At 40.4% G+C, this 24916-nt stretch carries 22 protein-coding genes and 1 pseudogene; 12 read left to right on the top strand and 11 right to left on the bottom strand.

The features are described 5' to 3' along the window. Positions 1-498: 498 nt before the first annotated feature. On the bottom strand, positions 499-945 hold the full coding sequence (locus tag CDC37_RS02820; protein ID WP_096620390.1) for a hypothetical protein: 447 nt from the start codon (positions 943-945) through the stop codon (positions 499-501). A gap of 76 nt (positions 946-1021) precedes the next feature. Next, positions 1022-1402, bottom strand: a complete 381-nt coding sequence (locus CDC37_RS02815; protein ID WP_096620389.1) for a VOC family protein — start codon at positions 1400-1402, stop codon at positions 1022-1024. Between the two features lie 271 nt (positions 1403-1673). On the opposite strand from CDC37_RS02815, the gene CDC37_RS02810 reads away from it, so the two are divergent. The 3 genes from CDC37_RS02810 (at position 1674) to psbA (ending at position 6560) form a co-directional block, all read left to right on the top strand. Continuing rightward, the gene (locus CDC37_RS02810; protein WP_096620388.1) at positions 1674-2756 is read left to right on the top strand and encodes a class I fructose-bisphosphate aldolase; all 1083 of its coding nucleotides are present in this window, start codon (positions 1674-1676) and stop codon (positions 2754-2756) included. A gap of 779 nt (positions 2757-3535) precedes the next feature. Continuing rightward, positions 3536-4606, top strand: a complete 1071-nt coding sequence (locus CDC37_RS02800) for an LOG family protein (protein ID WP_096620386.1) — start codon at positions 3536-3538, stop codon at positions 4604-4606. Between the two features lie 871 nt (positions 4607-5477). Then, positions 5478-6560: a photosystem II q(b) protein gene (psbA, locus tag CDC37_RS02795; protein ID WP_096620385.1), complete on the top strand. Its 1083-nt coding sequence runs from the start codon at positions 5478-5480 to the stop codon at positions 6558-6560. 98 nt (positions 6561-6658) lie between these two features. On the opposite strand, the gene xseB is transcribed toward psbA, so the two are convergent. Continuing rightward, positions 6659-6913: an exodeoxyribonuclease VII small subunit gene (gene xseB, locus CDC37_RS02790; protein WP_096620384.1), complete on the bottom strand. Its 255-nt coding sequence runs from the start codon at positions 6911-6913 to the stop codon at positions 6659-6661. Positions 6914-7368: 455 nt separating this feature from the next. On the opposite strand from xseB, the gene CDC37_RS02785 reads away from it, so the two are divergent. Then, on the top strand, positions 7369-7980 hold the full coding sequence (locus CDC37_RS02785) for a TMEM165/GDT1 family protein (protein ID WP_096620383.1): 612 nt from the start codon (positions 7369-7371) through the stop codon (positions 7978-7980). A gap of 113 nt (positions 7981-8093) precedes the next feature. On the opposite strand, the gene aroF is transcribed toward CDC37_RS02785, so the two are convergent. The 4 genes from aroF to CDC37_RS02765 form a co-directional block, all read right to left on the bottom strand. Beyond that, complete coding sequence (gene aroF / locus CDC37_RS02780) at positions 8094-9014, bottom strand: 3-deoxy-7-phosphoheptulonate synthase (RefSeq protein ID WP_096620382.1); 921 nt, start codon at positions 9012-9014, stop codon at positions 8094-8096. A 642-nt stretch (positions 9015-9656) separates the two neighbouring features. After that, positions 9657-9830, bottom strand: a complete 174-nt coding sequence (locus tag CDC37_RS02775; protein WP_096620381.1) for an AvaI/BsoBI family type II restriction endonuclease — start codon at positions 9828-9830, stop codon at positions 9657-9659. Next, positions 9814-10089, bottom strand: coding sequence for a hypothetical protein (locus CDC37_RS02770; protein ID WP_231943202.1), 276 nt, complete (start codon positions 10087-10089; stop codon positions 9814-9816). The genes CDC37_RS02775 and CDC37_RS02770 overlap by 17 nt, the downstream gene beginning before the upstream one ends. Before the next feature lie 228 nt (positions 10090-10317). Further along, on the bottom strand, positions 10318-10869 hold the full coding sequence (locus CDC37_RS02765) for a 2'-5' RNA ligase family protein (protein WP_096620380.1): 552 nt from the start codon (positions 10867-10869) through the stop codon (positions 10318-10320). Between the two features lie 472 nt (positions 10870-11341). Here CDC37_RS02765 and CDC37_RS02760 point away from each other — a divergent pair, with 472 nt between their 5' ends. The 3 genes from CDC37_RS02760 to CDC37_RS02750 all read left to right on the top strand — a co-directional run bounded on the left by CDC37_RS02760 (position 11342) and on the right by CDC37_RS02750 (position 13442). After that, positions 11342-11830, top strand: a complete 489-nt coding sequence (locus CDC37_RS02760; RefSeq protein ID WP_096620379.1) for a hypothetical protein — start codon at positions 11342-11344, stop codon at positions 11828-11830. A gap of 163 nt (positions 11831-11993) precedes the next feature. Continuing rightward, complete coding sequence (locus tag CDC37_RS02755) at positions 11994-12857, top strand: pentapeptide repeat-containing protein (protein WP_096620378.1); 864 nt, start codon at positions 11994-11996, stop codon at positions 12855-12857. Between the two features lie 90 nt (positions 12858-12947). Next, positions 12948-13442: a glutathione peroxidase gene (locus CDC37_RS02750; RefSeq protein ID WP_096620377.1), complete on the top strand. Its 495-nt coding sequence runs from the start codon at positions 12948-12950 to the stop codon at positions 13440-13442. 285 nt (positions 13443-13727) lie between these two features. Here the strand turns inward: CDC37_RS02750 and CDC37_RS25090 are convergent. Beyond that, positions 13728-14003 (bottom strand): annotated as a pseudogene (locus tag CDC37_RS25090) (RNA-guided endonuclease TnpB family protein); the annotation flags it as partial. A 281-nt stretch (positions 14004-14284) separates the two neighbouring features. Continuing rightward, positions 14285-15034, bottom strand: a complete 750-nt coding sequence (locus CDC37_RS02740) for a red chlorophyll catabolite reductase (RefSeq protein ID WP_096620376.1) — start codon at positions 15032-15034, stop codon at positions 14285-14287. Between the two features lie 159 nt (positions 15035-15193). On the opposite strand from CDC37_RS02740, the gene CDC37_RS02735 reads away from it, so the two are divergent. The 3 genes from CDC37_RS02735 (at position 15194) to CDC37_RS02725 (ending at position 18712) form a co-directional block, all read left to right on the top strand. After that, positions 15194-16150, top strand: coding sequence for an NmrA/HSCARG family protein (locus CDC37_RS02735; protein WP_096625856.1), 957 nt, complete (start codon positions 15194-15196; stop codon positions 16148-16150). Between the two features lie 63 nt (positions 16151-16213). Continuing rightward, the gene (locus tag CDC37_RS02730; RefSeq protein WP_096620375.1) at positions 16214-17035 is read left to right on the top strand and encodes an NAD-dependent epimerase/dehydratase family protein; all 822 of its coding nucleotides are present in this window, start codon (positions 16214-16216) and stop codon (positions 17033-17035) included. Between the two features lie 615 nt (positions 17036-17650). Next, entirely contained in the window at positions 17651-18712 is a 1062-nt protein-coding gene (locus tag CDC37_RS02725) for an HlyD family secretion protein (RefSeq protein WP_096620374.1), read from the top strand. A gap of 104 nt (positions 18713-18816) precedes the next feature. On the opposite strand, the gene CDC37_RS02720 is transcribed toward CDC37_RS02725, so the two are convergent. Beyond that, complete coding sequence (locus CDC37_RS02720) at positions 18817-19872, bottom strand: hypothetical protein (protein ID WP_442861059.1); 1056 nt, start codon at positions 19870-19872, stop codon at positions 18817-18819. A 177-nt stretch (positions 19873-20049) separates the two neighbouring features. Then, positions 20050-20514: a PepSY-like domain-containing protein gene (locus tag CDC37_RS02715; protein WP_231943201.1), complete on the bottom strand. Its 465-nt coding sequence runs from the start codon at positions 20512-20514 to the stop codon at positions 20050-20052. Positions 20515-21418: 904 nt separating this feature from the next. Here CDC37_RS02715 and CDC37_RS02710 point away from each other — a divergent pair. Both CDC37_RS02710 and CDC37_RS02705 read left to right on the top strand, forming a co-directional pair. Beyond that, positions 21419-24109: a TonB-dependent hemoglobin/transferrin/lactoferrin family receptor gene (locus CDC37_RS02710; protein WP_096620372.1), complete on the top strand. Its 2691-nt coding sequence runs from the start codon at positions 21419-21421 to the stop codon at positions 24107-24109. A gap of 236 nt (positions 24110-24345) precedes the next feature. Further along, a complete protein-coding gene (locus CDC37_RS02705; RefSeq protein ID WP_096620371.1) occupies positions 24346-24714 on the top strand; it encodes a VOC family protein in 369 nt (122 codons plus the stop codon). Positions 24715-24916 lie beyond the last annotated feature (202 nt).

The following is a 24916-nucleotide window of genomic DNA, read 5'->3' as shown; positions in this document are numbered from 1 at the left end:
CTCCGTTGTTCGCACACTCTAACTTCTAACACAGACCAACAATATTTACCTGTATTTATCACCGGTGAATGGTAAGTTTTAAGTCAGGGCTTAATTAATTATCTTTCTCCCTTGATGCAGAGGAAGTAGAAATAAACTATTTTCTTATTTTATTGTGTCCAAACGACATGGAAAACTTGCTAGAAAACAGGGTGTCAGAAGTGGGAAAACTAACTTTCATCAGTTCTAGTTTACGTAGTACATGACGACTATTCTCTTTTCCTTGCTCCCTGAAAGTTTTCGGTTTTTGTGGAAAATCTGGGATTTAGGCTGTCATTATGTAATATAATATAATACACATAGTTACAAATGTCAATCCAGTCCCATTGTCATCATGGGAAAATAGGCTAAAACACACTTTGTTTTTAATCAAAAAGGCTTTAATTATATACCCTCCCGTACAGACGCGACATGTCGCGTCTCTTCCCACTCCCTACTCACTTGGTTAAAAATATAGCTTTAAAAATCGGTAACTCGCAGTTTGACACCAGAATCTAAACTGGGGACTTTAAAGTATTCCAACTGTTCAGTCCGTGGTAGGGGTTCGATGGTAGCTTGCTTTTCACATTTTTCGAGAATTGCACTGGGGTCTTTGAAAAAGTCGAGGGGATTGGCTTGACGACATCCATCTTCACGAATCAGGGGAAAAGTATGATTGGAAGTGGTATTTGGCTGATTTTGAACCGGTTGTGGTTGCATCCAATTATTGTTAATGGTTGCTGGTTGGGTGATTAAATCATCTGCGCGATTGATGGGTGGTAAGGTTGCTGGATTCTGAATATTTTTGTTGTCTGGGGTATTTATTGGAATCGAAGGTGGATAGGAATTTACGGATTCAGCTTGAGCTGGAATATAAATCGAAAGGTTGAATAGTAAACCCCAAGCAAGATAGTGAATATTTTTCATGATTCTTGTCATTATTCATCAAAAAATCTTTAAAAGTAATACACTAAAAATGATTAAATACGTATATTTGCTTAATTCAAGGTAATAAAGGTTGATAGAGAATAATTCGATTGCCATCGGGGTCATATACGTAAATTTCCCGTCCATGGGAGGCAACATGAATACTCACAGTATGGAGGTAATCAATACTTTTGAGATAGGCGATCGCATTATCTAAATCCTCTACTATCATACACAAACTCAGTGGTGATTGTTGAGGTTGATTAAATTCCGTTATATGTTCTGCTTTAGGGGTAAAGATTGCAATTTTCACCGAATTAATCATAAATTCAGCGTATTTACCTGGTATTAACTGGGTTGGATTTACACCTAACAATTGGCTATAGAACCTGATTAATCCTTCCCAGTTAACAGTAGCGATGGATATAAATATTTGCTGGATAATTAAATCTTTCATGTTGGAATTCAGGGTGACTAGGAATAGTTATACTTCGGAAGCTGATATGTTTCTCTTTTGTTGACGGTTGACAGGTGACAGTTTACTTGTAAACATTAACCATGTCATATCCTGACAACTTTATTACTTTTGATAGAGAAAACTTGGGTAAATTAATTTTTGCTCCTTTGGACTCTAGCGAAATTGTATCTTCTCTGCTAATTGGGTGAATCTAGTACTAAGGGTAGGTGTTATTTTAAAAGCAAATAAATGCGAATCTTTGAGGATTTTTATGATTGCGATGAATAATACATCCCACTCGATTGAGTCCTTACTGGGAGAATCAGCAGCAGATTTACTTACTTATAAAGCCAAAGTACCAAAAGATTTATTACACTTACCTGGTACAGATTTTATCGATCGAGTTTGGTTAAATAGCGATCGCAATGCCCAAGTGTTACGTAGTTTACAAACATTGTACGGTAGTGGTCGGTTAGCCAATACGGGATACCTTTCGATTCTTCCCGTAGACCAGGGAATTGAACACTCTGCGGGTGCTTCCTTTGCACCGAACCCGATTTACTTTGACCCGGAAAATATTATCCAATTAGCCCTATTAGCAGGATGTAATGCGGTTGCAACTACCCTGGGGGTTTTAGGAGCGGTATCCCGCAAATATGCCCATAAAATCCCCTTTATTGTCAAAATCAATCATAATGAACTGTTAACCTACCCCAACCAATTTGACCAGGTGATGTTTGCGGATGTGGAACAGGCTTGGAATTTAGGGGCAGTGGCAGTTGGTGCTACTATATACTTTGGTTCCGAACACTCTACTCGCCAAATTCAAGAAGTTAGCCGTGCATTTAAACGCGCTCACGAATTGGGAATGGCAACAATTTTGTGGTGTTATTTACGTAATAGCGCCTTCAAACAAGACCAAGATTACCATCTCGCAGCAGATTTAACTGGACAAGCCAACCATTTAGGTGTAACCATTGAGGCTGATATCATTAAACAAAAACTACCGGAAACTAACTACGGGTATCCCGCAGTAGCTAAAATCACAAACAAGAGCTACGGAAAAACTGATAAACGAGTTTACTCGGAACTCACAACAGACCATCCGATTGATTTAACCCGCTATCAGGTTTTAAATTGCTATTGTGGACGCGCAGGTTTAATTAGTTCTGGTGGAGCTGCGGGAGAAAACGATTTTGCGGATGCAGTGCGCACCGCAGTCATCAATAAGCGAGCAGGGGGTACGGGTTTAATTTCTGGACGCAAAACCTTTCAGCGACCCCTAGAGGAAGGGATTAAGCTATTTCATTTAATTCAGGATGTTTATCTATCTCCGGAAATCACTATCGCTTAAAAAATTCAGCTACAAGCTGTCTCCCTGTCCCTTGCGACATGAACACAAAGTGGGTTAATTTTAAAAAGCCATCAGGAGCGATAATATCGGGCAAATCTATGGAAATCCAGTATTCCCACTGAATCAGTAGATTTTTCCTGATTGAAATAATTGCTCTTTGAATTTGATGATGGTTAGATGACAAAACTGTCATCAGTACCTGGGTTTTTCACAGCCGAGGTGCTTTTTGTTGTAATAATTAAACCTTGTGTGATTGTTGTTTGGATTTTGTTTATATTGAGGGCTTATGCGCAGATTACCGAATTTATCCCTTGGTGTCGATGGGTAGGAGACTCTGAAACCATAAGTAGTAGTGCAAAATTACTTTGACATTCCCAGATGCTGAAATCTTTGCGATCGCTACTCTTCGAGAAGGCTTCACCAACGTTCCGAGTCCTGGGGACACACTAGGTGTTTACGTAGTATAGCGAAGCTAATGCTGCGGAAAATATATATTTAATTTTGCATCAGCACTTAATCTGGATTTCTTTGCTCTTGCGCTCAGAGTCGTACACAAGTAGTCTTAAACCAAATTTCTCGGTGATGAGTGCATCAGTTCTAAATATTTATCAACCAAGGTTTTTATACTACGAGCGGTTAGCTATTAGCTCAATAGCCAATTCCAAAACTTAATTAATTTATTGCCGTTTGCAGTATAACCTAACAACAAAACACCACAAAAAACTTAGTTAGAGCAGCAAAATAAGTCTACATAATATGCCATTCGGCAATCATTACCCATGACCTCGAACGCGTCGTTTGATACACTTGATACTTTGCAAGCGGAAATTATCGATTTGATTAACCGCTTACCATCATTAAAGCACCAAAAATTTATTCAGCAAGCCCTATCAACTATTATCAAGCTTGCGGATAGCGAGATTGAACGTCTCGACTGGAAAATCCTTTCCGCTTCTTTGGCGGATATGGAAAAGGGGTTTGAATTATTTTACGATTACCGTCATGTCCGTAAAGTCACTATTTTTGGCTCCGCACGGTTGGCAAATAATACACCAGAATACCATGCAGCCGTCGAATTCGCCCGTCGAGTTGCCCAATTAGGATTTATGGTGATGACTGGTGGTGGTGGTGGTATTATGCAAGCTGGTCATGAAGGAGCTGGACGGGAAAATTCCTTTGGCTTAAATATTCAACTACCTTTTGAACAGCAAGCTAATCCCTATATTCAGGGCGATCGCAAGCTCATTCACTTTAAGTATTTCTTTACACGTAAATTGTTCCTTCTCAAGGAAAGTGATGCTGTTGCTGTCTTTGCTGGGGGTTTTGGTACCCAGGATGAAGTATTTGAGTGCATGACCCTCAGTCAAACGGGTAAATTTGGCCCTGTTCCCCTGGTATTAATTGATGCTCCCGGTAGTGATTATTGGCACTCCTGGAGTAACTATGTAGACGAGCATTTACTCAAGACTGGATTGGTGAGTCCGGATGATTCTAGCCTTTACACAATCACTGATAACTTAGATGTTGCCTGTGCCGCAATTACTAAATTTTACCAAGTTTACCATTCCAGCCGCTATGTCAATAATCGCTTAGTGATTCGTCTCAAGTCGGAATTGTCAGATGCTGAGGTTGACCAACTCAATAGGGATTTTGGCGATATTTTGGTTGAGGGGAAAATAGAAAAAACTCAAGCTCTACCCCAAGAGGGACAGGATGAAACCTGTCACCTCCCTCGTCTGATTTTAAGCTTCAATCAGCGCGATTTAGGTCGTCTATACCAAATGATTGCCGCTATTAATCAAATGGGTCAACTGACTGCTGAGGAAAAAGCTCACCCGGAAATCAAATAATATTTAGCTAGATTGCGATCGCAATCTAGCAATCCCATTTCTCGAAAATTTCATGTCTCTTTTGCCAACTTCCCATCACGACTTTTATCTTAATTAGGATTTACGCAAAATTAACGTCATTGGGTGATTACGTAGCTTGCTTCCCCAGAGTGCGTTGCGGTCGCTGTGGACAAATCTTCTCTCATGTAAAACAGTTTACACCGTAGGCGTTGTCGTCGAAAACACCGCTCTATGGGCATCTACGTTAGTTATGTCAGTTGTCTTAATATAAGTTAATATTTACGAGAGAATTTTCAGAATTTTTATGAGAAATATTTATGTACTTTTATCACAAAAAAATTAACTAAATATAAATATTTCAAGGTGTAATCACAGCAAGTGTTAATCAATCACATTTTCTCAAAGTGTATATAAATCAAATTTTACAGACGAGTTCCGATTCACCCATAGACTATTGAGCAAAAAAATATCAGCAATAACTTAATATTTTGTAACAAATTAATGAGCAAATACTAAATGAAAAAGCGGAAAATTTTAATTAAACTCAATACATAAATAACCGAAATTAATGTAAAAACAAATATTAAGAGCCGAAAAAAATATTTGTAATCGTACCCTCTCTCTGGGGATATTCATCATGAGAACAGATGGACGAGATCAACTAGATTAATTTCTGGTTGATCTAAGTTCTAAAAAAAACAAACACGGTTGTGATTAATCAAGGCAAACTAGCCAAATAAAATTACAGCCTCAAAAAATATTTCGGCTGCCCTTGAGAAGGTACTTGGCAATTTATTCAAACAGCAATAACCAGTTTTTGAACCAAAACTGGCATGATTGTTGTCCGCAAAATTATTAACATTATTCAGCCATGACCACAACAATAAGACGCGAACGTCGCGACAGTGCATGGGACAGATTCTGTGAATGGATTACTAGCACCGATAACCGTCTCTATGTCGGTTGGTTCGGTGTAATTATGATTCCCACCCTCTTGAGCGCGACAATTTGTTTTATCATCGCCTTCATTGCTGCACCACCTGTAGATATTGACGGTATCCGTGAACCAGTTGCTGGTTCTTTGATATACGGCAATAACATTATTTCCGGTGCGGTTGTACCATCGTCTAACGCGATTGGTCTGCACTTTTACCCCATTTGGGAAGCCGCTTCGATGGATGAATGGCTCTACAATGGTGGTCCATACCAGCTAGTGGTTTGCCATTTCTTGATTGGTATTTTCTGCTGGATGGGTCGTCAGTGGGAGTTAAGCTATCGCTTGGGAATGCGTCCCTGGATTTGCGTAGCTTATTCTGCACCTGTAGCGGCTGCAACATCCGTATTTTTGATTTACCCCATCGGTCAAGGTTCCTTCTCGGATGGAATGCCCTTGGGAATTAGTGGTACATTTAACTTCATGTTCGTGTTCCAGGCAGAACACAACATTTTGATGCACCCATTCCATATGTTAGGGGTAGCTGCGGTATTTGGCGGTAGCTTGTTCTGTGCAATGCATGGATCCTTGGTGACTTCTTCCTTAGTACGGGAAACAACCGAAACAGAATCTCTAAACAACGGTTACAAGTTTGGTCAAGAGGAAGAAACCTACAATATCGTTGCGGCACACGGTTACTTCGGTCGTTTGATTTTCCAATACGCATCCTTTAACAATAGCCGTTCCTTGCACTTCTTCTTAGCTGCTTGGCCTGTTGTTGGTATTTGGTTTACCGCTTTAGGCATCAGCACAATGGCATTTAACCTCAATGGTTTTAACTTTAACCAATCGGTGTTAGATTCCCAAGGACGGGTTATTAATACTTGGGCTGACATTCTCAACCGCGCTAACTTGGGTATGGAAGTGATGCATGAACGCAATGCTCACAACTTCCCCCTCGATTTAGCTGCTGGTGAAGCTACACCTGTTGCAGTTCAAGCACCTGCAATTCAGGGTTAAGGGCGAAATAACTTGCTTTAATCATCTTTCTGAGGACGGGTATTTGCTGCTCGTCCTATTTTTTATGTCACAGAGATGACCTGACGGGTCGTCTCTACCTAGGATTCTGGATGTAGGGTTTCAATGAGCAAATCAATTTGTTGTTGATGGCTGTGTAGAAAGCGATCGCATTCTTGGAGATAATTAATTGCGATGGAAAACTGCTCAAACACATCAGCTAAATCCAATTCCCCTGTTTCAATCCGGGAAATAATCTCCTCAATTTCTGCCACCTTTGCTTCGTAACTCCAATTTTCCTCGGTAGCAAGGGTTTCTGGTTTATCCTGATTTTGAGTAGTCTTGCGTCTGGGCATAGTTAAAACTTGGGATTCGGGCAGATGGGTTCTATAAAAATAAATATAACAACTTTAAAGGGATTAAATTAGCAGAATTAATACCTGTTGCAGGGTGAATAATCAAGTAATCCTCACGAACTGTGTACATTAGAAAGGAAGTATGGGAAAAAATTCCGCCTCTACTTTACACAACTCAAATTTACTGATAAATTTTTGGTATCAAGAAAGGGAGTAGCTGCTGGTAAAAATTTTACCAGTTCGTCTAAATCAACATACTGGTGATGAACCTGGTTTAGGCGTTAAGAATTTGGAACTGTTGCCAACGACAACAGAATTAAAGAATTAAACTAAATCCCAAATCCTTAAAAGCGAGACTTTCACTGAGATTCACACAAACAGGTGTGAAGCTTGGTGATGGTCTCCTTTGCACTCATCAAGCTTCACATCGCTACAAGATAAAGGAGCAATTGAGAGTGTTAACGGCGTTTACAGCAGGCTTGTCAATCATCACCGTTTCTGAATTAGGTGATAAAACCTTTTTTATGGCCATGTATTTAGCCATGCAAAATTCGCGACGGGTTGTTTTTATCGCGGTGACAGCAGCGTTAGCGGCAATGACGGCATTATCGGTGGTTACGGGAAAGGTTGTTTCATTTTTGCCGCAAACCTTTTTAAACCATGCGGAAGTTGCTTTATTTTTGGGTTTTGGACTCAAACTACTGTATGATGCCTACAAAATGCCTCGCAAGAGCGATTGTGACGAGGTACTAGAGGAAGCTAAAAGTACCATTGATAGTGCTGCGACCAAACTGCAAAAGGCGAGTATTTGGACAGTTATGGTACAGGCATTTACTTTAACCTTTATAGCCGAATGGGGCGATCGCACTCAATTAGCGACAATTTCTTTAGCAGTCAATAATAATCCCTTGGGGGTAGGGATGGGAGCAACCCTAGGACATGCAATTTGTACCGCGATCGCAGTTTGCACTGGTCGAGCTATTTGCAACAAAATTTCGGAACGAGTCCTTACCCTAATTGGTGGATGTTTATTTATTTTGTTTGGTATCCTGGCAATTTTTAAGTAGGAAAAATTTGGGAAAGAAGGGAGTGAGGGGAAGCAGAGAAAAATATTTGTTTTCAGACCTGACCTACCCCTCATGTTGAATGCATCAGACCAGCAGAAAAATCAATTCACCAATTAAATCGTGATGGGTAAGGTCTCATTTTTGAGCATCCCATAATTTTTTGGCCAATCAATAGGGGTAGACTCATTTACTGAACCTACCCCTGTATTTTTGTGGATTTTCCGACCAACGGCTGTTGCAACTGCTTCTAAACTATGGGCTAATTCCATCATCGCTTCTAAAGAAAGAGCTTGACGCGCATCGGAAATGGATTTTTCTGGTTCGGGGTGACACTCGATAATTAAACCATCTGCACCACAGGCGATCGCAGCTTTAGCTAGGGGAACAACTAATTCCCGTTTCCCTAAAGCATGGGACGGATCGACAATCACTGGTAAATGGGTAATTTGTTTGAGTGCTGCTACTGCTCCTAAATCTAGGACGTTGCGGGTATAGGTGTCGAAACTGCGAATCCCCCGTTCACATAAAATCACCTGGGGATTCCCATGACTGAGGATGTATTCCGCAGCCATCACGAATTCTTCAATGGTTGCTGCTAATCCCCGTTTTAATAAAACTGGTTTATCAATACTTCCTAAAGCCTTCAGGAGGTCGAAGTTTTGCATATTCCGACTACCAACCTGCAATACATCCACGTATTGAGCGATTAATTCAATCTGGGAAATAGCCATGACCTCCGTCACCACCGGTAAATGATATTGCGATCGCACTTCCTGCAATATCCGTAATCCTTCCTCTCCCATCCCCTGGAATGCGTAGGGGGATGTCCTCGGTTTGAAGACACCCCCCCGCAATGCTTGAATTGGTGCTGTGGATAATTTGGCTGCAACGGTTTGCATTTGTTCCCGACTCTCCACTGCACAAGGTCCAGCGATCACCACGATTTCCTCTCCTCCTACTGCTAGGGTGTGGGAAATATTCACAATTGTAGTGGAGTTCAGTTCTGATTTGGCTGCTAATTTAGCGTTCATCATTGGTTTTGTCCTTATAGTTTAGGTAATTTAAGTTGATGGAAATTCGTTTTGTCGATACACAACAGTTCATAAAAAAGCCCGGTAGTTCTGAACTCCGGGCTTGATTACACAAGTACATACGTTTCTATGCCCGGAGTCTATGCCGAACCAGTAAAAAAACCAAAAATAAAAATTGCAAGTGTAGTTAATTTGGGATGCCATGATTGTGATTTGGGATTTTGGATTACCGTAGAGACAAACCGTCAGGTCTTCTAGGGATTGGATTTGCAAAGACTTGGTAATGTCACCCTTCGAGCAGGTGTAACAGCATTTTTATTTCCAGTAGAGAAGAGGGTATAAAAAACAAAAACCGCAGGAGCTACATCGCTCTGCGGTTCACCGGGATGTTTCCATGCGGAACACTAATTCACGCCCGGTGAACCTCCCTAAACCAAAAATAAAAGTAGCTATATACTGCTGGGTTTGACATTTCTAAGGTTATCTTTAACAAAAATTGAGTAATAAGGGATAAATAGATAGAGCTATACCCTTGAGATTACGATAACAGAACCAAACTAAATAAGTCAATGGAAAATCAAATAATTTTGTTCAACCGGGATTCATCGGTAATTGGGGAAACACAGATTGACTAATATACAAGGCTTACAAGCTGCATAACCATCGGGAAATAGATGCCACTTGTCTATCTTGAGTGGGATTAGCTGCATTGGAGAGGGTCTGATCTTCTAACTGATGCCAAATTTCACTAGCCATTCTTTTAGCGATCGCAGAACCAACAAAAAAGTATAGGGTGAGTATCCTACTTTTTCCAGACATAAACGCATTTTCTTAGGGGTTCTAGTCCGTGATTGCCCATTTGTTGGCTACTATGACCCTTATCACTGGGTAAAAGTAAAATATTTTCTATAGTAAAGCCCAATTGTGTAGCAAAATCACAGAGAATCAGATCAACGGAAATACTTACACCTGCATAACGTACATTATCGTTAACCATAAATAAAATAGCACCAGGTTTAAGAAGACGAGCAGATTCTTGAATTACACAAGCCACTTCATCAAAGTATCCTTTCACCATCCGAAGTATACTATTATTATTTAAGTTACCTTGTGTTTTTTGAGTTTCTAAATAAATTAAAATAGCTGCCTATCTAAGATATTAATTTCTCCTAAAATATCATTCTCTGTTTCTGGTGATTTTTCGGAGATATTTGACAGATTGACCACAAATGAATCGTCCTTCCCTATCAGATAAGAAACAACAGTATATCAGTACCCTACAAAATAGTCTATGAGCAAACCCATATTAAAAAACTTCCAGAAACGGAAATTCCGTATCCACAAGCCAACGCTGACCATTATGACGTAGTAGGGTCAAACTGGTGGCGAAAAATTCAAATTCAAAGGAGCGATGGATAAACTCCGACCAAGCAAGGTGAAAATTGGCTTTGGTGAGGTCTCGAAATGCGACGGTCATGTGGGGTGTGAATGGACGGTTGTCTGAGGGGATGTGTAGGTGGGTGTGGAGATGGGAGATTAAATCGGTTTGTAATGTTAATAGTTCTGAGGTTTTGAGGACATTGATATAGATGACGCGGGGTGGAAATGCGGCATAGTTATTTAAAGTGATGGGAATCGGTTTAATGGATGCGACAAAGGACTCTAGGGATTGTTTCAGGGTGGATATTTGCTGATTTTCCCAGAGGAAGGGTGGTTGTAAAGTGATGTGGGGTGGGGATTTTTGCGCACTGCGACTGTTATATCTGTCGGCAAAATACTGTTTAATGTGGTTAGCTTGATCGAGTATGGGTTGGGGTGGTAGCAGAGCGATGAAAAAACGACTTTGGGAAGTATCCATGTTAGTTGACGGGGAGGAGATAGGAGACAGGATCAAGAAGAACAGGAAACGATTAACTTATACTTTACGCCGTCAAAAAGTGAGCTTTTTGTTTTTATTCCTAACCAGTTTCCCTAGTTTCTACTTTCTTGGCAAGTATCGCGATCGCTTGACTAATAGCTACAATTAGATAAATTGGGTCAAATGGAGAAATTTATTAATAATTAATCATTTAGAATAATTCGTAATAAAAGAAAATTTTCTAAAATTTTGCAGTAATTTGGCGATTCAGCAGGGAGAATGAGGGTCTAATCACCCCCAATCCTGTATTTCTCATGAGTGAATAAATGAACGGTAAGGTTTGAGCAACGACTGAATTTTCGTTCTATTCTCTAGTCCGGAACAGACGACCCGGTGGGTCGTTTCTCCCTACTACCGTAAATACGAGAAATCCGGGACAATATTCATTTTATCTTCACGGACGACGGATTCTATGAAACACACTTCAAAACTTTTGGCAACATCCTTCCATGAACATGATACCTATCCCTGTCCAGTTTGCCATGTGGGGAAGATATCACATATGCCCTTGATGGAGGCAATGTCCTGTGATTTTTGTCAACAAATTTTTACCGTGAATGTGGAGCAACAACAGTTAAAATTACCATCACGACAACCTCCTTTAGTATGGCGTTGGAATGGTTTTGGTTGGACAGAAGCCCAATTAGAAGGGGTAGAATTTGGTTGGGGTTATGCGATCGCAGCTGTTGCTTTTATTATTCTACCGACCTTTGTGATTGGTGTGGTTGCCTACAATTTTCCTCCCCATCCCGATGTACCTTTGAGTTGGTTGCCCTACATTTGGACGGGAATGACCTTCATGTCCCACTTGGTCATTATTTTGTGGTTAATTGTGGAAATTTACCAAATCCCGATTCATGCTTATATGCGCGCAGTTCGCGAGCGTTTAATTTGGTGGTAAGTAGTCAATTAAACTAGACTTCATCACGGTATCTATTTCACTATGGATGTTTTAAGTGTCTCAATTGTGTGAGCATGGGAAAATACAAACATATTTTCAAGAAATAGCACGCAAGGACAGCATAGTTACATAATTAAAGATAGACTCAAAAACTAAACGTCTTATGCGACATTTGGAGCGATACTACCGTATTTTAGAACTTGAGCCTGGAGCTTCCATCGATGAGGTCAACCAGGCTTATAAGGATTTAGCATTCATTTGGCATCCTGACCGCATTCCCCCGGAAAATGAACGTTTACGAGAAAAAGCGGTACGGAAATTGCAAGATATCAACGAAGCACGAGAAAAATTGCGATGCTCCATAGAAACCGTTACGCGATCGCATAAGACCCAATCTCACAGTAAGTTTTATCAAGCAACTTCCCGCTCCAATGGGAGTTCTTCCCACACCAAAACTCCCAAACCTCCCACACCCACCAAAACCTATTCCTATCAAAAAACCTACCAGTCTGCTTACCAACCACCCAAAGCAGACCCAAAACCCCCACCACCAAAACCAGAACCACCTCAAACCCAATCGACTACCCCACCACCGAAATCCCCCCAATCAACCTACCGTCCACCCTACGACACTTCAGAACGGTTTAAACCACCCGCACCCCATCCAGATTTAAGTGGTAAAGATTTTAGTAACGCCAACTTAAGTAACAAAGACCTGTCTGGACGTAATCTGAGTTACGCCAACCTCAGTGGTGCAAATTTAAGCGATACCTTCATGCACAAGGTGATTTTACGTGGTGCAAATTTAAAAGATGCCAACCTATTCCGAGCTAATTTATTACTTGCAGACCTACGGGAAGCAAACCTACGTTCCGCTAACTTGATTGGTGCGGATTTGAGCGGTGCGGATTTGCGAGGAGCTGATTTAACCGGTGCGCGGGTTAGTTCCGGCGATCGCGTATTAGTTAAACTCATCGGTGCAAATCTATCGGGAATGATTATGCCAGATGGTTCCGTCCATGAATAATCTCAGATAGATGGGATTTTTGAAAATGGCCTAAATATGGGAAACTGGTCAATGGATCAATCATTCCATTGATAATCACTGCCATTACCTATGAGTACCACAGTTGCCGATATTACAGTTAAAACCATCACTGGAGAAGAGAAGAAATTAAGTGAATATACAGGAAATGTCCTGTTAATTGTTAACGTAGCCTCCTACTGTGGATATACAGGACAGTATTCTGGACTAGAAAAATTGCACCAAAAATATCAATCTCAGGGATTGCGGGTACTTGGCTTTCCCTGTAATGATTTTGGTGCCCAAGAACCAGGCACAAACGAAGAAATTGTCAATTTTTGTACCCGTAACTACGGAGTAAGTTTTGAACTGTTTGACAAAGTTCACGCCAAAGGAGACCAACAACATCCCCTCTATGCCAGATTAACAAATTCAGTGGAACCGAAAGGGGATGTATCGTGGAACTTTGAAAAATTTGTAGTTGCTAAAAATGGGGAAGTAGTCGCTCGTTTTAAAAGTGGAACTACACCCGAATCACAAGATTTGATTCAAGTGATTGAACGGGAATTACAAGCTGTCACAGCCTAAATTAACGCGCGATCAATCCCAGAAAATTTTCGATTTAGAGGTTTGCGGAAAGTTCGTGAGAGGTTTATTCTTCCACCAAACTTTCTCAGACAGATTTTGGATTACTCTAGCGTAGCTGTAAGCTGTAAAGCGTTGTTGCTAGTGTTCCACCATATTAATGGTATAGGTGAGAAATGGCACGTAGTTGCCCTTTACACCTCCAAAATTAGCCCTTTTTCCCAGCTAAACCACATCTACAGGGTGGGGTCATTTACCATCCAACCTCACCTTACTGGTTTTTTAAATTTTGTTGTGTTTAAAAAATAATTGGTAGGCTCTCTCAATGCGTTGACAAATATCTTGCACTGCTTGAGAACCTACCAACTGCCAAAAAGAATTACACTTTCTCAGCTTGGCAATATGAACCTGAAGTTTCGCACAACACAAGTGCTTACCCCACATCCGTTAGTACCGACGATGGAGGACAATGCAATGATTCCAAATCACTCCCGCAGCATTAATGGACTGCTGGAGGTATCGGTTTCGTTGATGTTGATAAAACTTAAACTTCAGTGTTTTCATACCTCTTATGATACCATAAGTGGGTAGCTATTGGGAAGCCAGCGCCGTTAACAAAATGCCAAAGGAAAGATTAAGTGTTCGCATCTCTAAGACCCGACTAGAAAAGCTTCGCAGAATTGCAGAGCAAAGAGAGAAGACGATGACTCAGCTAATTGAGGACTGGATTGATAAACTGAAAGAAAAAAAGCCGTCCTAGAAGGACAGGGCTTTCAACCCATTTCTTCGGTAAAATTTATTTTGAACCTGTACGTGGTGGAAGATATAAGCCTACAGGGAATTGACTAACCTCCCCAAAGTGCGCGAACTAACTTATTTGTCAGTTCTTCCCCAAATAGACCCACAGCGATTTTGTTATCGGGGTCTCTTTCTGCAACAGTTCGACGAACCAGTAAATCACGAGCAGATAATTCATTACGCTCATGTTGTGGAACCATCTCAGCTTCGTCTACCCAGGTCAGCCAAAGATTGAACATTTGTAAAGCAAGTTTGTGAATTTGGGATATTTTTTCCTCAGTCAGTGGACATGTATAACACAAGTGAGAAGGTGACATCGCTTGACGCATATACGCATCTTTACTAACAAACCGTTCAAAAGCAGAATCAGACTGGAGATTGGCAAAAATTTCGTTAACTGGTTCATAGTAACGGTCAAAGGATTGCAAATCAACAGAAAGGTCACTTCGAGGTACGTAGTCAATATAAAAGAAAAGCTGTGGAACAGTACCAACTACAAAAGCAAAATGGGGAACGCGAACCTGCGACCCTAACCAAACAGTGAGGTGGATATTACAAAAATTGAGTTGAGGAGCTTTTATCCATGAATGAACTAACCAAGTAATCTCCGGACCAGAAAAAGTATTTAATGAACCATTCGCTTCTCCTGTGGGGGTACAGTAGCTTTGTAAATCCTGTGTAGATAGATTTGGATGTAATTCAAAACGTGCTTCTAACTTTTGTCGCAGTTCCAGAGTTATCCCCCATAACTGTTCAAAAATAGCTGTATTATCCCTATGGGATGATTGCTTAGTCATTTTTTACTAGAATCTCATTTTTCTATACAATTAAAAAGTAACAATAATTATCTTATATATAAAGTGATTTCACTATCTTGACTTACCCTTGATTATTGTTTTGGTAAACCCAAACACAAATTTATGGAGACAATTTTTTCTAATGCTCTCAATACAATTATGTCTGAAGATATAAATACGAGCAAAAAATCTGAAGTCCAGTTTAGCAGCACTACACACTTTCACAGCAAAGTCCTACTTATCGGTGTTACTGGAGGTACAGGTAGAAACGTTATCAACGGATTTTTCCAGCAGGGAGTCACCAACCTGCGTGTCATCACTCGAAAAATAGACCCCAACCGTTCTGTATTATCAAAACTAATTGATTTAGGAGTGGAAATAATTGAAGCAGACCTTGACGATGAAAAATCCCTCCCTGGAGCTTTTACAGATATTGCCGCTGTTTATTGTCATGGTATTGCGACTGATTCTGCTAAACCCAACCCGAAAGAAATTGCAAGAGCATATCGTTTAGCACAAGCAGCAAAACAGGCAAATATTAAACATTTTGTCTATAATTCTGCTGGTGGAGCTGAGAGAAATTCCGGAGTTCCTCACATCGAACAAAAGTACAAAGTAGAACAAATTCTTCAGGAAAGTAATTTACCGACAACAATGCTGCGTGCTTGTTTGTTTATGGAAGAATTTTGGAAGAAATATACACGTCCATCAATTTTAAAAGGGAGTTTTCCTTTTTCCATACCCAAAGATAAACCCTTACATTTAATTACAACCAAAGATATGGGTCGGGTAGCTGCTTATGTAATTCAGCATCCCGAAAAATATATTGCCAAAGAAATTGAGCTAGCTGGGGATGTCTTAACACCGCAACAAATAGCAGAAATATTTTCCCAAGTTCAGGGGAATACAGTCACCCATAAACAGCTACCAGCTTGGATTTTTTTGTTATTAATGCAGCAAGAGCTTTACACTATTATTCGCTGGTACAGCACCAAAGGTTATCAAGCTGATGTGATGAAGTTACGAGCAGAATTTCCTGGGCTTTTGACAACATTTCGGGAATTTTTGCAGGAAACAAATTGGGCAAATACGGAACTTACCTATGAAAATCTTTGAATAAATCTCACCATCAATCAGATAAAATTACTTGCTCATATTACATACAAATTCCAAATAATCATGAACATCGCAATCATTGGCTGTGGATATGTCGGTTCAGCTGTAGCTAAGTATTGGCAACAGAAAATGACCTTAATCATTACTGCTACCACTACCACCCCCGAACGTGTCCCAGAATTAAATAATATTGCTCAAAAAGTATTCGTAACCCGTGCTAATCATCCAGAGGCGATTTTACCAGTGATTGAGCATCAAGACTGTGTATTGATTAGTGTTGCTGGTGGTCGTAAGACTTCCTATCAAGCAACCTATTTAGAGACAGCACAAACTATTAGTCAGATGATTGATCAAACCCAGGTAAAACAAATTATTTACACCAGCACTTGTTCAGTTTACGGCGAACAAAATGGACAGCTAGTTAACGAAGATACACCATTAAATCCCAAAAGTGAAAATGAGCGGATTTTAGCTCAAACAGAGCAAATATTACTAGCAACAAGTAATTCCAATCGCCAAGCATGTATTTTGCGTCTAGGGGGAATTTATGGACCAGGACGGGAATTGGTGAAAATCTATAGCCGTGTTGCAGGACAAACCCGACCAGGAGAAGGAAAAGAACCTGCTAATTGGATTCATTTAGATGATATTGTCGGTGCAATCGAGTATGCTCGTCATTACCATTTAAGTGGTATTTATAACCTAGTTGATGATACTAATTTGACCAATCGTCAAGTGATTGAAAATACTTGTCAAGTCCATAATTTACCACCTGTGACTTGGGATAGTTCCCAACCTAGTAATCGTAATTACAATGCAAAAGTCTCCAATGCCAAAATTAAAGCTGCTGGATACAAGTTTATTCATCCGGTCATCAAATTTTAGCTGGATTTAAATTCGCCATTATTACTATTTCCTCGCTTGTAGGAGTAGGGAGCAGAGACTACCCGTCGGGTCGTCTGTACAGGGAGTAGGAATGAGTTATTTAACGCTGCATGTCAAGCTAAAGCTATATGCTTTGATTGGAAGTTTCCCCATATCAAGATCGACTTGAAATTGAGTAGTGCAGACCCGCAGCAAGACGAGCAACTGAAGGAAAAACCAGTTTTATGAATTTTGGTGTTAGTAGTGCATATAGGCTATTCTCTATTCTTTATTCTCTCGTGATTTTTTTTACGGGGACTCTATCTTGCGTTTGAGATACTGTTTCCTATATCCTATATTCTGTGTTCTTTGATATAAAACTCTTATTCTATATTCAAACCATAAAATATTCTCAACCGAATTGTATAAATCAGGATAAAAACACCATTTCTTAAACAAAATTTAAGTAAATCATCGTTTAGATCAGTTAATTATCATTCAGGTTGTGCTTGAATAGTGTAAAGAGGTGCAACCTTGGAACGTATGTCTGATATTATCAGTCGAGATCAATATCAAACTTGTACTTAAGTATAAATTCGAGATTGTACAAAAAAGTTACCAAGACGAGGACCATCGATGGAAAGTCTAGAATCTTCCCAAAATAACCAATCAGTTACCGACTTTGATGCACCCACCAGTCCGGTGATGGAGGGTCTAGCGAGTGCTATTGTGACGACGGATGCATCGAATGATAGTTATGAACCGGAGATGGGTGAAAGTCGTCCACGTCCTGGATTCTTACGTCGTCGCTTACCAGCTATTCTCGCAGGTTTAGTGTTAGGAGGTGGAGCTGTTGCTGCATCGGTTTACGGGTATCGTTGGTGGCAGTACTCCCAGCAATTTAAGGTGACGGATAATGCCTATGTTGCGGCTGATATGTATCAAGTGGAGTCACCGGTCGTAGGTGTGGTGACGGAAGTCAGTGTGACACCCAATCAGGAGGTTAAACCTGGAACTGCTTTAATTAAGCTTGATCCACGGGAATACCAAGCGAGTTTAAATCAAGCCAAAGCTGCTTTAGAAGCTAGCAAGAAACAAGTGGAATTGGCTCAGAAAAACTTGAGTGCGATCGCAAATCTTTCTGTCCCCTCCCAAGGAACGGAAGCTGGTACATCCCCGGTAGTTGTACCCAATCTAGAACAACAGCGCGATTTAATCCAACAGCAGCTACAAGTAGCCCAAGCTACAGTTGCTCAAAAACAAGCCGAACTCAAACAAGCGGAATTAAAGCTGTCCCAAACCAATATCTTGGCTTTGGCTGAAGGACGAGTGACTAACCCCAATGTTCAAGTTGGTCAACGGGTTCAACCAGGACAGTCCTTGATGACCATTGTTAAACCCAATCCTTGGATTATTGCTAATTTCCAGGAAAACCAATTTGAAAAAATCCAACCTGGACAACCTGTAAAAGTCAGAATTAATGCTTTTCCTAGTCAGACTTTCAAAGGAACAGTGGATGGGATGCTGTCCACGGTTGTCAACGTCAATGGAACTACTGGAGATAGCCAAAACAATCAAAGTGGTAAGCGGATTCCATTCAAAATCAAACTAGATCCAGAAAGTCTCCAAGGCTACGAATCACGCATTACTCCCCAAATGTCGGCAATAGTGACTGTTGATACTAAAGCCAAAAAGTAAGAGTGAATGGGAGGAGGAGCAACTTTCTCCTGACTCTCCATCCCTTTTAACTTCTCCTCACTTCCTAGTCAAAGCTCAGGGATTCATCTCAAAAATTATTCTTTTTACACTTCCTCCTCCGTCAACTGTATCCGAATAGTCCGTTCCGTGGTTTCAGTGCTACCGATTTTAATTTCCATCAATTGACTACCCAAGGGTTCGATACATTCCAATAACGAACGTAAATGGGGTGTACTAGCACCCGTATCCACGTATAATCGATCCGCAAGGTTGGCAATCCGCTTCCAAGTCATGTACATTTTAGCGATTGTCTGTTCCATTTGAGACGCTTGATTCACCAAATCAGCCGCCACATTTAAACAATTAATTCGCTGCGCTTCTAACAAAGCTTGTTCCACATCAACTTCTTGGCTAGCTAAAGCTTGAACTTGAGCAGACGCTTTGAGATATTTCGCTAAATTACGAGCTTCCGTTGTTGCTTGTTTAACCGTATCTAGGTCAGGATTCTCCGCAATTTCCCTTTGGAGGACAGTTTGATGGACTTCCGGTAGTTTTTCCATTTCCCGAACTAGAGGGGCTATATAACGGGGAGGAAGGGAGTTATCAGCAGCTTTTTCGCGAACTGGTTCTGGCAATAGGTCACTGGACATGGCTGTCCATTCTTCCGTTAGTTGTTTCACCTCGCGCCCCGTAATTTTATCACCTTTTTTAGCCGCTTCACCTAACATTTGCTGAACTTCTGGTGCAGCCTTAGCTGTTTCCACAAATGCCCGTTTGCTAAAATTGTTAATGGAACGCGGATCAACTTTCCCCTCATCTAGCAAGGTATCCGCACTATTAGCCAGTTGAATCCACTTATAGGCTTGACTTTTGCTAATTTCCCGTTCCTTGAGCCAGCGCAAAAAGCCAGTTCCCCGACCATCACCACCGATTTTTTCCCGGTCACGTACTGCGCGTAAAATTCGCCCTCGCCAAATTTCTGTTTGCAAATCGAATTTATCACAAACTTGCCACGCCACATCGACTTTTTGCATGAAATCCGCATCCGGAATCCCCTCATCCTCCGGATCGGGTAATTCAAAGTCAAAATCAACTGGCTGTTGAAGGGCATCTGCCAGATTATCCATCGAATCGGTGTATTCCACAATATGTAGCCGCATAATCCTGTGCAATCGGCATATTATACCAACTTGCGACACCCATCGCGGGAAAAATTTCCCTGATTATTTTTGTTTATGGAGTGCGATCGCATGAATTTTGCTCGGTGAGAAAAGGCACAGATAAATCCCTCAAATCAAATCAAGGACTAGAACTACTCCCACAACCCCTCACAATCACTAGACATCTTCATGATAATTTTCAGCCAAGTTGCCTTGTCCGTCAAAATATAATTCTATTTCCTCACTACCATTTTCCACTTCTACTTCATAGAACACTCCCTTGGGTGTAATTTCGATTTCCCGCTTGGTAATTTGGTATCCAGGATACCGAGAACGAACCTGATCTAATACAGCAGCAGGAAATTGCTCATCGCTCGACACCTCATATTCTGTTTCCAACCACCGTCCGTCTGCGGAAAGTTCTACTTCGTACTCAATTCCATTCTCGGAAAATACAGCTTCGTAACCATATGGTTGACTTTCCCACTGCGGGGTTCTTCCAGGATATTTCTGGGCAAATACATTTTGCACTATTTGGGGAACTTGATCACCGGAAATAACTGCGTCCTCCGAGTTCACTTCTGATTCCGGTTGACAACCAACTAAAATTATACTGCCACCCAAAATCATCCCCATCATCATGAAATTTCTCCACCAAGATGAAAAAGACAGAGCTTTTCCGTTGCCGCCAGTAAGTGTATGTATCATAAATATCTTTAATCAAAATAGCTTACACAGAACTTCACGGACGGTTTGTTTAATTCCTGAAACATTGAAATCATTTTAATCATCGGGAAATTAATCAGTATTATAACTTAAGTTTATTGTGATTCATATCACATTAATCTCCGAATAGCTACAAATAAGCAGAATGGCGGAGGTCGTTTGTACTGATTATCCAATTTGCCCCTGCTATATTCAGTATTTTTATTAATTAACTCTTCTTTAGCGATAAGACTAATCAAATTTATTATCAGATATTAAAGTCCCAGCAATCATTTTATTTAAAGATTTGTAGACAAAAGCTAACCGAAGTAGTTGACAATAAGTTTTATTAGTGTTCCAATGTTTACATAGCAGCAAGTATCTGCGAGTAAATCTCAAGAAGCGAAATTACGGATTGTAGTTTCAAGTACATCTCGAATAGTCCGAATACAGGATTTGAGTATTTTGTTTGACTACAATTTTCTGAATTCTGAAATTATTTGACTCAGGGTGAAAGAAATCGAACAGTATGTGCATTTATTAGCTTGATATTTATATCTTGGTCTGATGGTCTACTTCACCTGGATTTCTCATGAGTAAGTTGTAAGCCTTGAGTGACGGACTAATTTCCCCTATACTCCCTACTCCCTATGAGTTTTAGGGTTTTGTGAGAAATGCGGGTTCAGTGAATATTGGTGAGATGTCATTGGTTGATGACTAATGACTATTTTGAAGTGGAAAATTTCAGGTGATATGAATTCCGTGTAAATTGGATGGGATTTTTGGGGTCGGGAATTGAGATGTGTAAGTCGAATTTACCAAAAAGATGCGGTGAGAATTTATGAAATTACGCTTATTATTTTTCAGTGCAACGTTATTAAATCTGTATTTGCTGTCCTTGTCATCTACACCAGCTTTAGCAACACATAAAAGTGAATCTATTGCTCAACAGCAAGAAAATTCTGCTCATACCAACCTGCAAATAGCTCAGTCTTTGGTAGAAATTACTGGGGTGAAATTGGAGAAAAATGAAAAGGGTGTGGAAATACTTCTGGAAACACCTGCATCTGATAAATTACAAGTAATTCCCCAGGAAAGCGACAAATCGTTAATTGTCAATATACCTAATGCTAAATTGCGTTTAACATCTGGGGATAGGGTTGGTTTTACAAAACCGACAGAAGGGATTGTCGAAATAATTGTCAATCAAACAGATGCCAATACAATTCAATTTACTGTAGTCGGGGAAACAGGTAAACCCCAAATTGAATTATTTGATGACCAAAAAGGTTTAGTATTTCAAGTTAATTCCATTAAAAATAACCAAGTATCCCAACCTCCAGCACCAGAAAAACCAGCGGAACCGGAAGCAACACCAGCAGTAGAAAATCAACCTACATCTGTAAATCCGAGGAATGAAAATACTAGAAGTGAAAGTGATATTGAAATCACCGTCACCGGGACAAGAACGGAACGAGCAGTTCAAGATACTCCTGGAACAATTTCTGTGATTCGTTCTGAAGAATTAGAAACTAACTTTGTCCAGGATATTAAAGATTTAGTTAGATATGAACCGGGTGTTTCAGTACGCAATCGTCCCACCCGTTCCGGAAATTCTAGTATTAATATTCGGGGAATTGAAGGGAATCGGGTATTAATTCAGATAGATGGTGTAAGAGTTCCCGATATTTACTTCAATACCAGTCGTGATTTAGTTGATTTTGATAGTCTCAAACGAGTGGAAATTATCCGGGGACCTGGTTCTAGTTTGTATGGGAGTGATGCTATTGGAGGTGTGGTTTCCTACATCACTAAAGACCCTATAGATTATTTAGATATCTTTGGTAAAGAAGGGTTTGTGAGCGGGAAAGTTGCTTACAACAGAGTTGATTCCAGTTTTGCAGAAACCTTCACCGTTGCAGCTGGAGATGATAAACTATCCACCTCCTTTGTATATACCCGTCGGGATGGTCAGGAAAACAAAAACTTTGGTGGTCGTAACCCTAATCCCCAAACGATAGGTGGTAACAACTTTCTCGGAAAAGTCGTCCTACAACCCGACAGTCGTAATACTTTTAAACTCACAGGGGAATTCTTTGAACAACAGACGGATACGGATGTGAGAAGTGCTGCTGTTTCGCTTCCTGGACCTCCTGGTTCGCGACGTTTAAGTCAAAATGCTGAAGACTATACCCGTCGAGGTCGGGGAAGTATTGCCTACGAGTATAATAACCCCGATGGTAGCTTCGTGCAAAAAGCGCGATCGCAATTCTACTATCAGGATGCAGAAACTACGGAAAACGTTGAGGAATTGCGTCAAATTGGAACCTCCCTCCGTCGTCGGGTTTCCCAAAACCGCTTCTTACAGAACACGGTTGGTGGTGATGTCCAACTAGAAAGTAACTTCCGAACAGGTAGTCTGAATCATCGCTTAGTTTACGGTTTAGATATTCTCAACACCAACACATCCCGTCCCCGTGACAACACGGAATTTAACTTGACTGCGGGAACTTCGACCAAAAACGTTGGTGGTGAACTCTTCCCCAATAAAACCTTCCCTGACGCCGACACTCTCCGTATCGGTTTGTACATACAAGATGAAATATCCCTAGGGGATGATAGAATCACCATCATACCTGGTATCCGTTACGATTATTACCAACTCAAACCCGACAATAACGATGCAGATTTTGCCCGTATTAACACCGAGAATTACAAAGTAGAGGGAATATCAGCTTCAGCGATTTCACCCAAATTAGGGATAATAGCCAAACTTACACCCGAAGTATCATTATACGGACAATATGTCCGTGGTTTCCGCAGTCCTCCCTACGATGACGCTGCGATCGCCTTCACAAACTTTGCTTCTTTTTACACCGTATTACCGAATGCAAATTTAAAACCGGAAACCAGTGATAGCTATGAGTTGGGATTACGTTACAACTCTTCATACTTGAATGCTGGGGTGACGGGATTTTACAACCGTTACAACAACTTCATCCAAACAGTGAATGTGGGAACATCCGTGATTGGAGGAAGAACATTCCAACAATTTCAATCCCAAAACACTAAAGGTGCGGAAATTTATGGTGTGGAAGCAAAAGCAGAATACCGCTTCAATGGAAAACCAGAAGGGTTGAATTTATTTGCAAGTCTTGCGTATGCAGAGGGAACAGATTTACAAACTAACCAACCCCTGGAGTCTGTAGACCCCATTAAAGGAATTATTGGAATTGGATATCGTTCACCGGAAAACCGTTGGGGAACCCAATTATTCACTACCTTGGTAGGGAGAAAAGACCGAGTTGCATTAGCAAACCAATTTAAACCATCGGGATACACTAGTGTGGATTTGATTGGGTATTACAACTTCAATCCCAATACAACTTTAAATATTGGTGTATTTAACCTGTTCAATCAAAAATATTGGGAATGGTCTGATGTTCGAGGATTAACTACAACCAGTCCAGATTTGGAACTTTATACCCAACCTGGTTTAAGTGTTGCAGCTAGTTTGACGGTGAGGTTTTGATGGGGAGGATATCCCAGGAGTCGGGTTTTTTATAACATCTCTCCAGTATTAAAGATATCTATTCTCAAAATCCGACTTCTCACTTCAAATTTAGGTTTTGCCTACTTTTACCAAGTTTATTTTTACCCTCCAGAGGTTATCACCCTTTCAAACTGTAAATATTAATCATCAGTGCATCTTATTAACAGTATTTTGTCAGCAAAAATCACAATTAATTTACAATTAGGAGATATGAGATGAAACCTCAATTTACACAAGTGTTACTCATGGTTAAAGATACGCAAGCAGTAGCAAAGTTTTACAATGAGGGATTGGGAATTACTATTAAGGAAATCAGTAATGGAATGGCAGAATTAGATGCAGATGGAACAACTATTGTCTTACATCATGCAGAAAATCCCAATCCAGGAAGTTCTCCAATTTTAAGCTTTCGCGTCGAAGATGTTTATGGAATAGTTGAAAAATTGGAAGCAATGGGAGCAAAATTAGAAGGAAGAATTCGTGAACCCTTCTTTGGAAAAGTCGCAGCAGTTCGTACACCCGATGGACATTTAATTAGTTTGGTACAACCAACTGCACCAGTAACATCATCTGAAAATCAATAAAGTCATCATTTCCCTGGGGAAGTAGTAAAAATACGTAATTCAGATCAATTTGTGAGAATTAGGGTTTTTAGCAAGATTTTCTGCTGGAATCGACATTTATTTGAAAAACCCAGCTTCTGAAATGATTTTTTAACAACAACCTGACCCATTGCTGACAATTCAGATTTCTGAAAAAACTATCTCATTTAATCGAGATTTCTCT

Origin of the sequence: Calothrix sp. NIES-3974 (assembly GCF_002368395.1) — a bacterium.
Taxonomy (GTDB): Bacteria; Cyanobacteriota; Cyanobacteriia; order Cyanobacteriales; family Nostocaceae; genus NIES-3974.
This window is presented reverse-complemented; position numbering and strand designations above follow the sequence as displayed.

Coding starts and splice junctions, on each gene's coding strand:
- CDC37_RS02820 (WP_096620390.1), bottom strand. CDS start 945: ATGAAAAATATTCACTATCTTGCTTGGGGTTTACTATTCAACCTTTCG.
- CDC37_RS02815 (WP_096620389.1), bottom strand. CDS start 1,402: ATGAAAGATTTAATTATCCAGCAAATATTTATATCCATCGCTACTGTT.
- CDC37_RS02810 (WP_096620388.1), top strand. CDS start 1,674: ATGATTGCGATGAATAATACATCCCACTCGATTGAGTCCTTACTGGGA.
- CDC37_RS02800 (WP_096620386.1), top strand. CDS start 3,536: ATGACCTCGAACGCGTCGTTTGATACACTTGATACTTTGCAAGCGGAA.
- psbA (WP_096620385.1), top strand. CDS start 5,478: ATGACCACAACAATAAGACGCGAACGTCGCGACAGTGCATGGGACAGA.
- xseB (WP_096620384.1), bottom strand. CDS start 6,913: ATGCCCAGACGCAAGACTACTCAAAATCAGGATAAACCAGAAACCCTT.
- aroF (WP_096620382.1), bottom strand. CDS start 9,014: ATGATGAACGCTAAATTAGCAGCCAAATCAGAACTGAACTCCACTACA.
- CDC37_RS02775 (WP_096620381.1), bottom strand. CDS start 9,830: ATGTCTGGAAAAAGTAGGATACTCACCCTATACTTTTTTGTTGGTTCT.
- CDC37_RS02770 (WP_231943202.1), bottom strand. CDS start 10,089: ATGGTGAAAGGATACTTTGATGAAGTGGCTTGTGTAATTCAAGAATCT.
- CDC37_RS02765 (WP_096620380.1), bottom strand. CDS start 10,869: ATGGATACTTCCCAAAGTCGTTTTTTCATCGCTCTGCTACCACCCCAA.
- CDC37_RS02760 (WP_096620379.1), top strand. CDS start 11,342: ATGAAACACACTTCAAAACTTTTGGCAACATCCTTCCATGAACATGAT.
- CDC37_RS02755 (WP_096620378.1), top strand. CDS start 11,994: ATGCGACATTTGGAGCGATACTACCGTATTTTAGAACTTGAGCCTGGA.
- CDC37_RS02750 (WP_096620377.1), top strand. CDS start 12,948: ATGAGTACCACAGTTGCCGATATTACAGTTAAAACCATCACTGGAGAA.
- CDC37_RS02740 (WP_096620376.1), bottom strand. CDS start 15,034: ATGACTAAGCAATCATCCCATAGGGATAATACAGCTATTTTTGAACAG.
- CDC37_RS02735 (WP_096625856.1), top strand. CDS start 15,194: ATGTCTGAAGATATAAATACGAGCAAAAAATCTGAAGTCCAGTTTAGC.
- CDC37_RS02730 (WP_096620375.1), top strand. CDS start 16,214: ATGAACATCGCAATCATTGGCTGTGGATATGTCGGTTCAGCTGTAGCT.
- CDC37_RS02725 (WP_096620374.1), top strand. CDS start 17,651: ATGGAAAGTCTAGAATCTTCCCAAAATAACCAATCAGTTACCGACTTT.
- CDC37_RS02720 (WP_442861059.1), bottom strand. CDS start 19,872: ATGCGGCTACATATTGTGGAATACACCGATTCGATGGATAATCTGGCA.
- CDC37_RS02715 (WP_231943201.1), bottom strand. CDS start 20,514: ATGATGATGGGGATGATTTTGGGTGGCAGTATAATTTTAGTTGGTTGT.
- CDC37_RS02710 (WP_096620372.1), top strand. CDS start 21,419: ATGAAATTACGCTTATTATTTTTCAGTGCAACGTTATTAAATCTGTAT.
- CDC37_RS02705 (WP_096620371.1), top strand. CDS start 24,346: ATGAAACCTCAATTTACACAAGTGTTACTCATGGTTAAAGATACGCAA.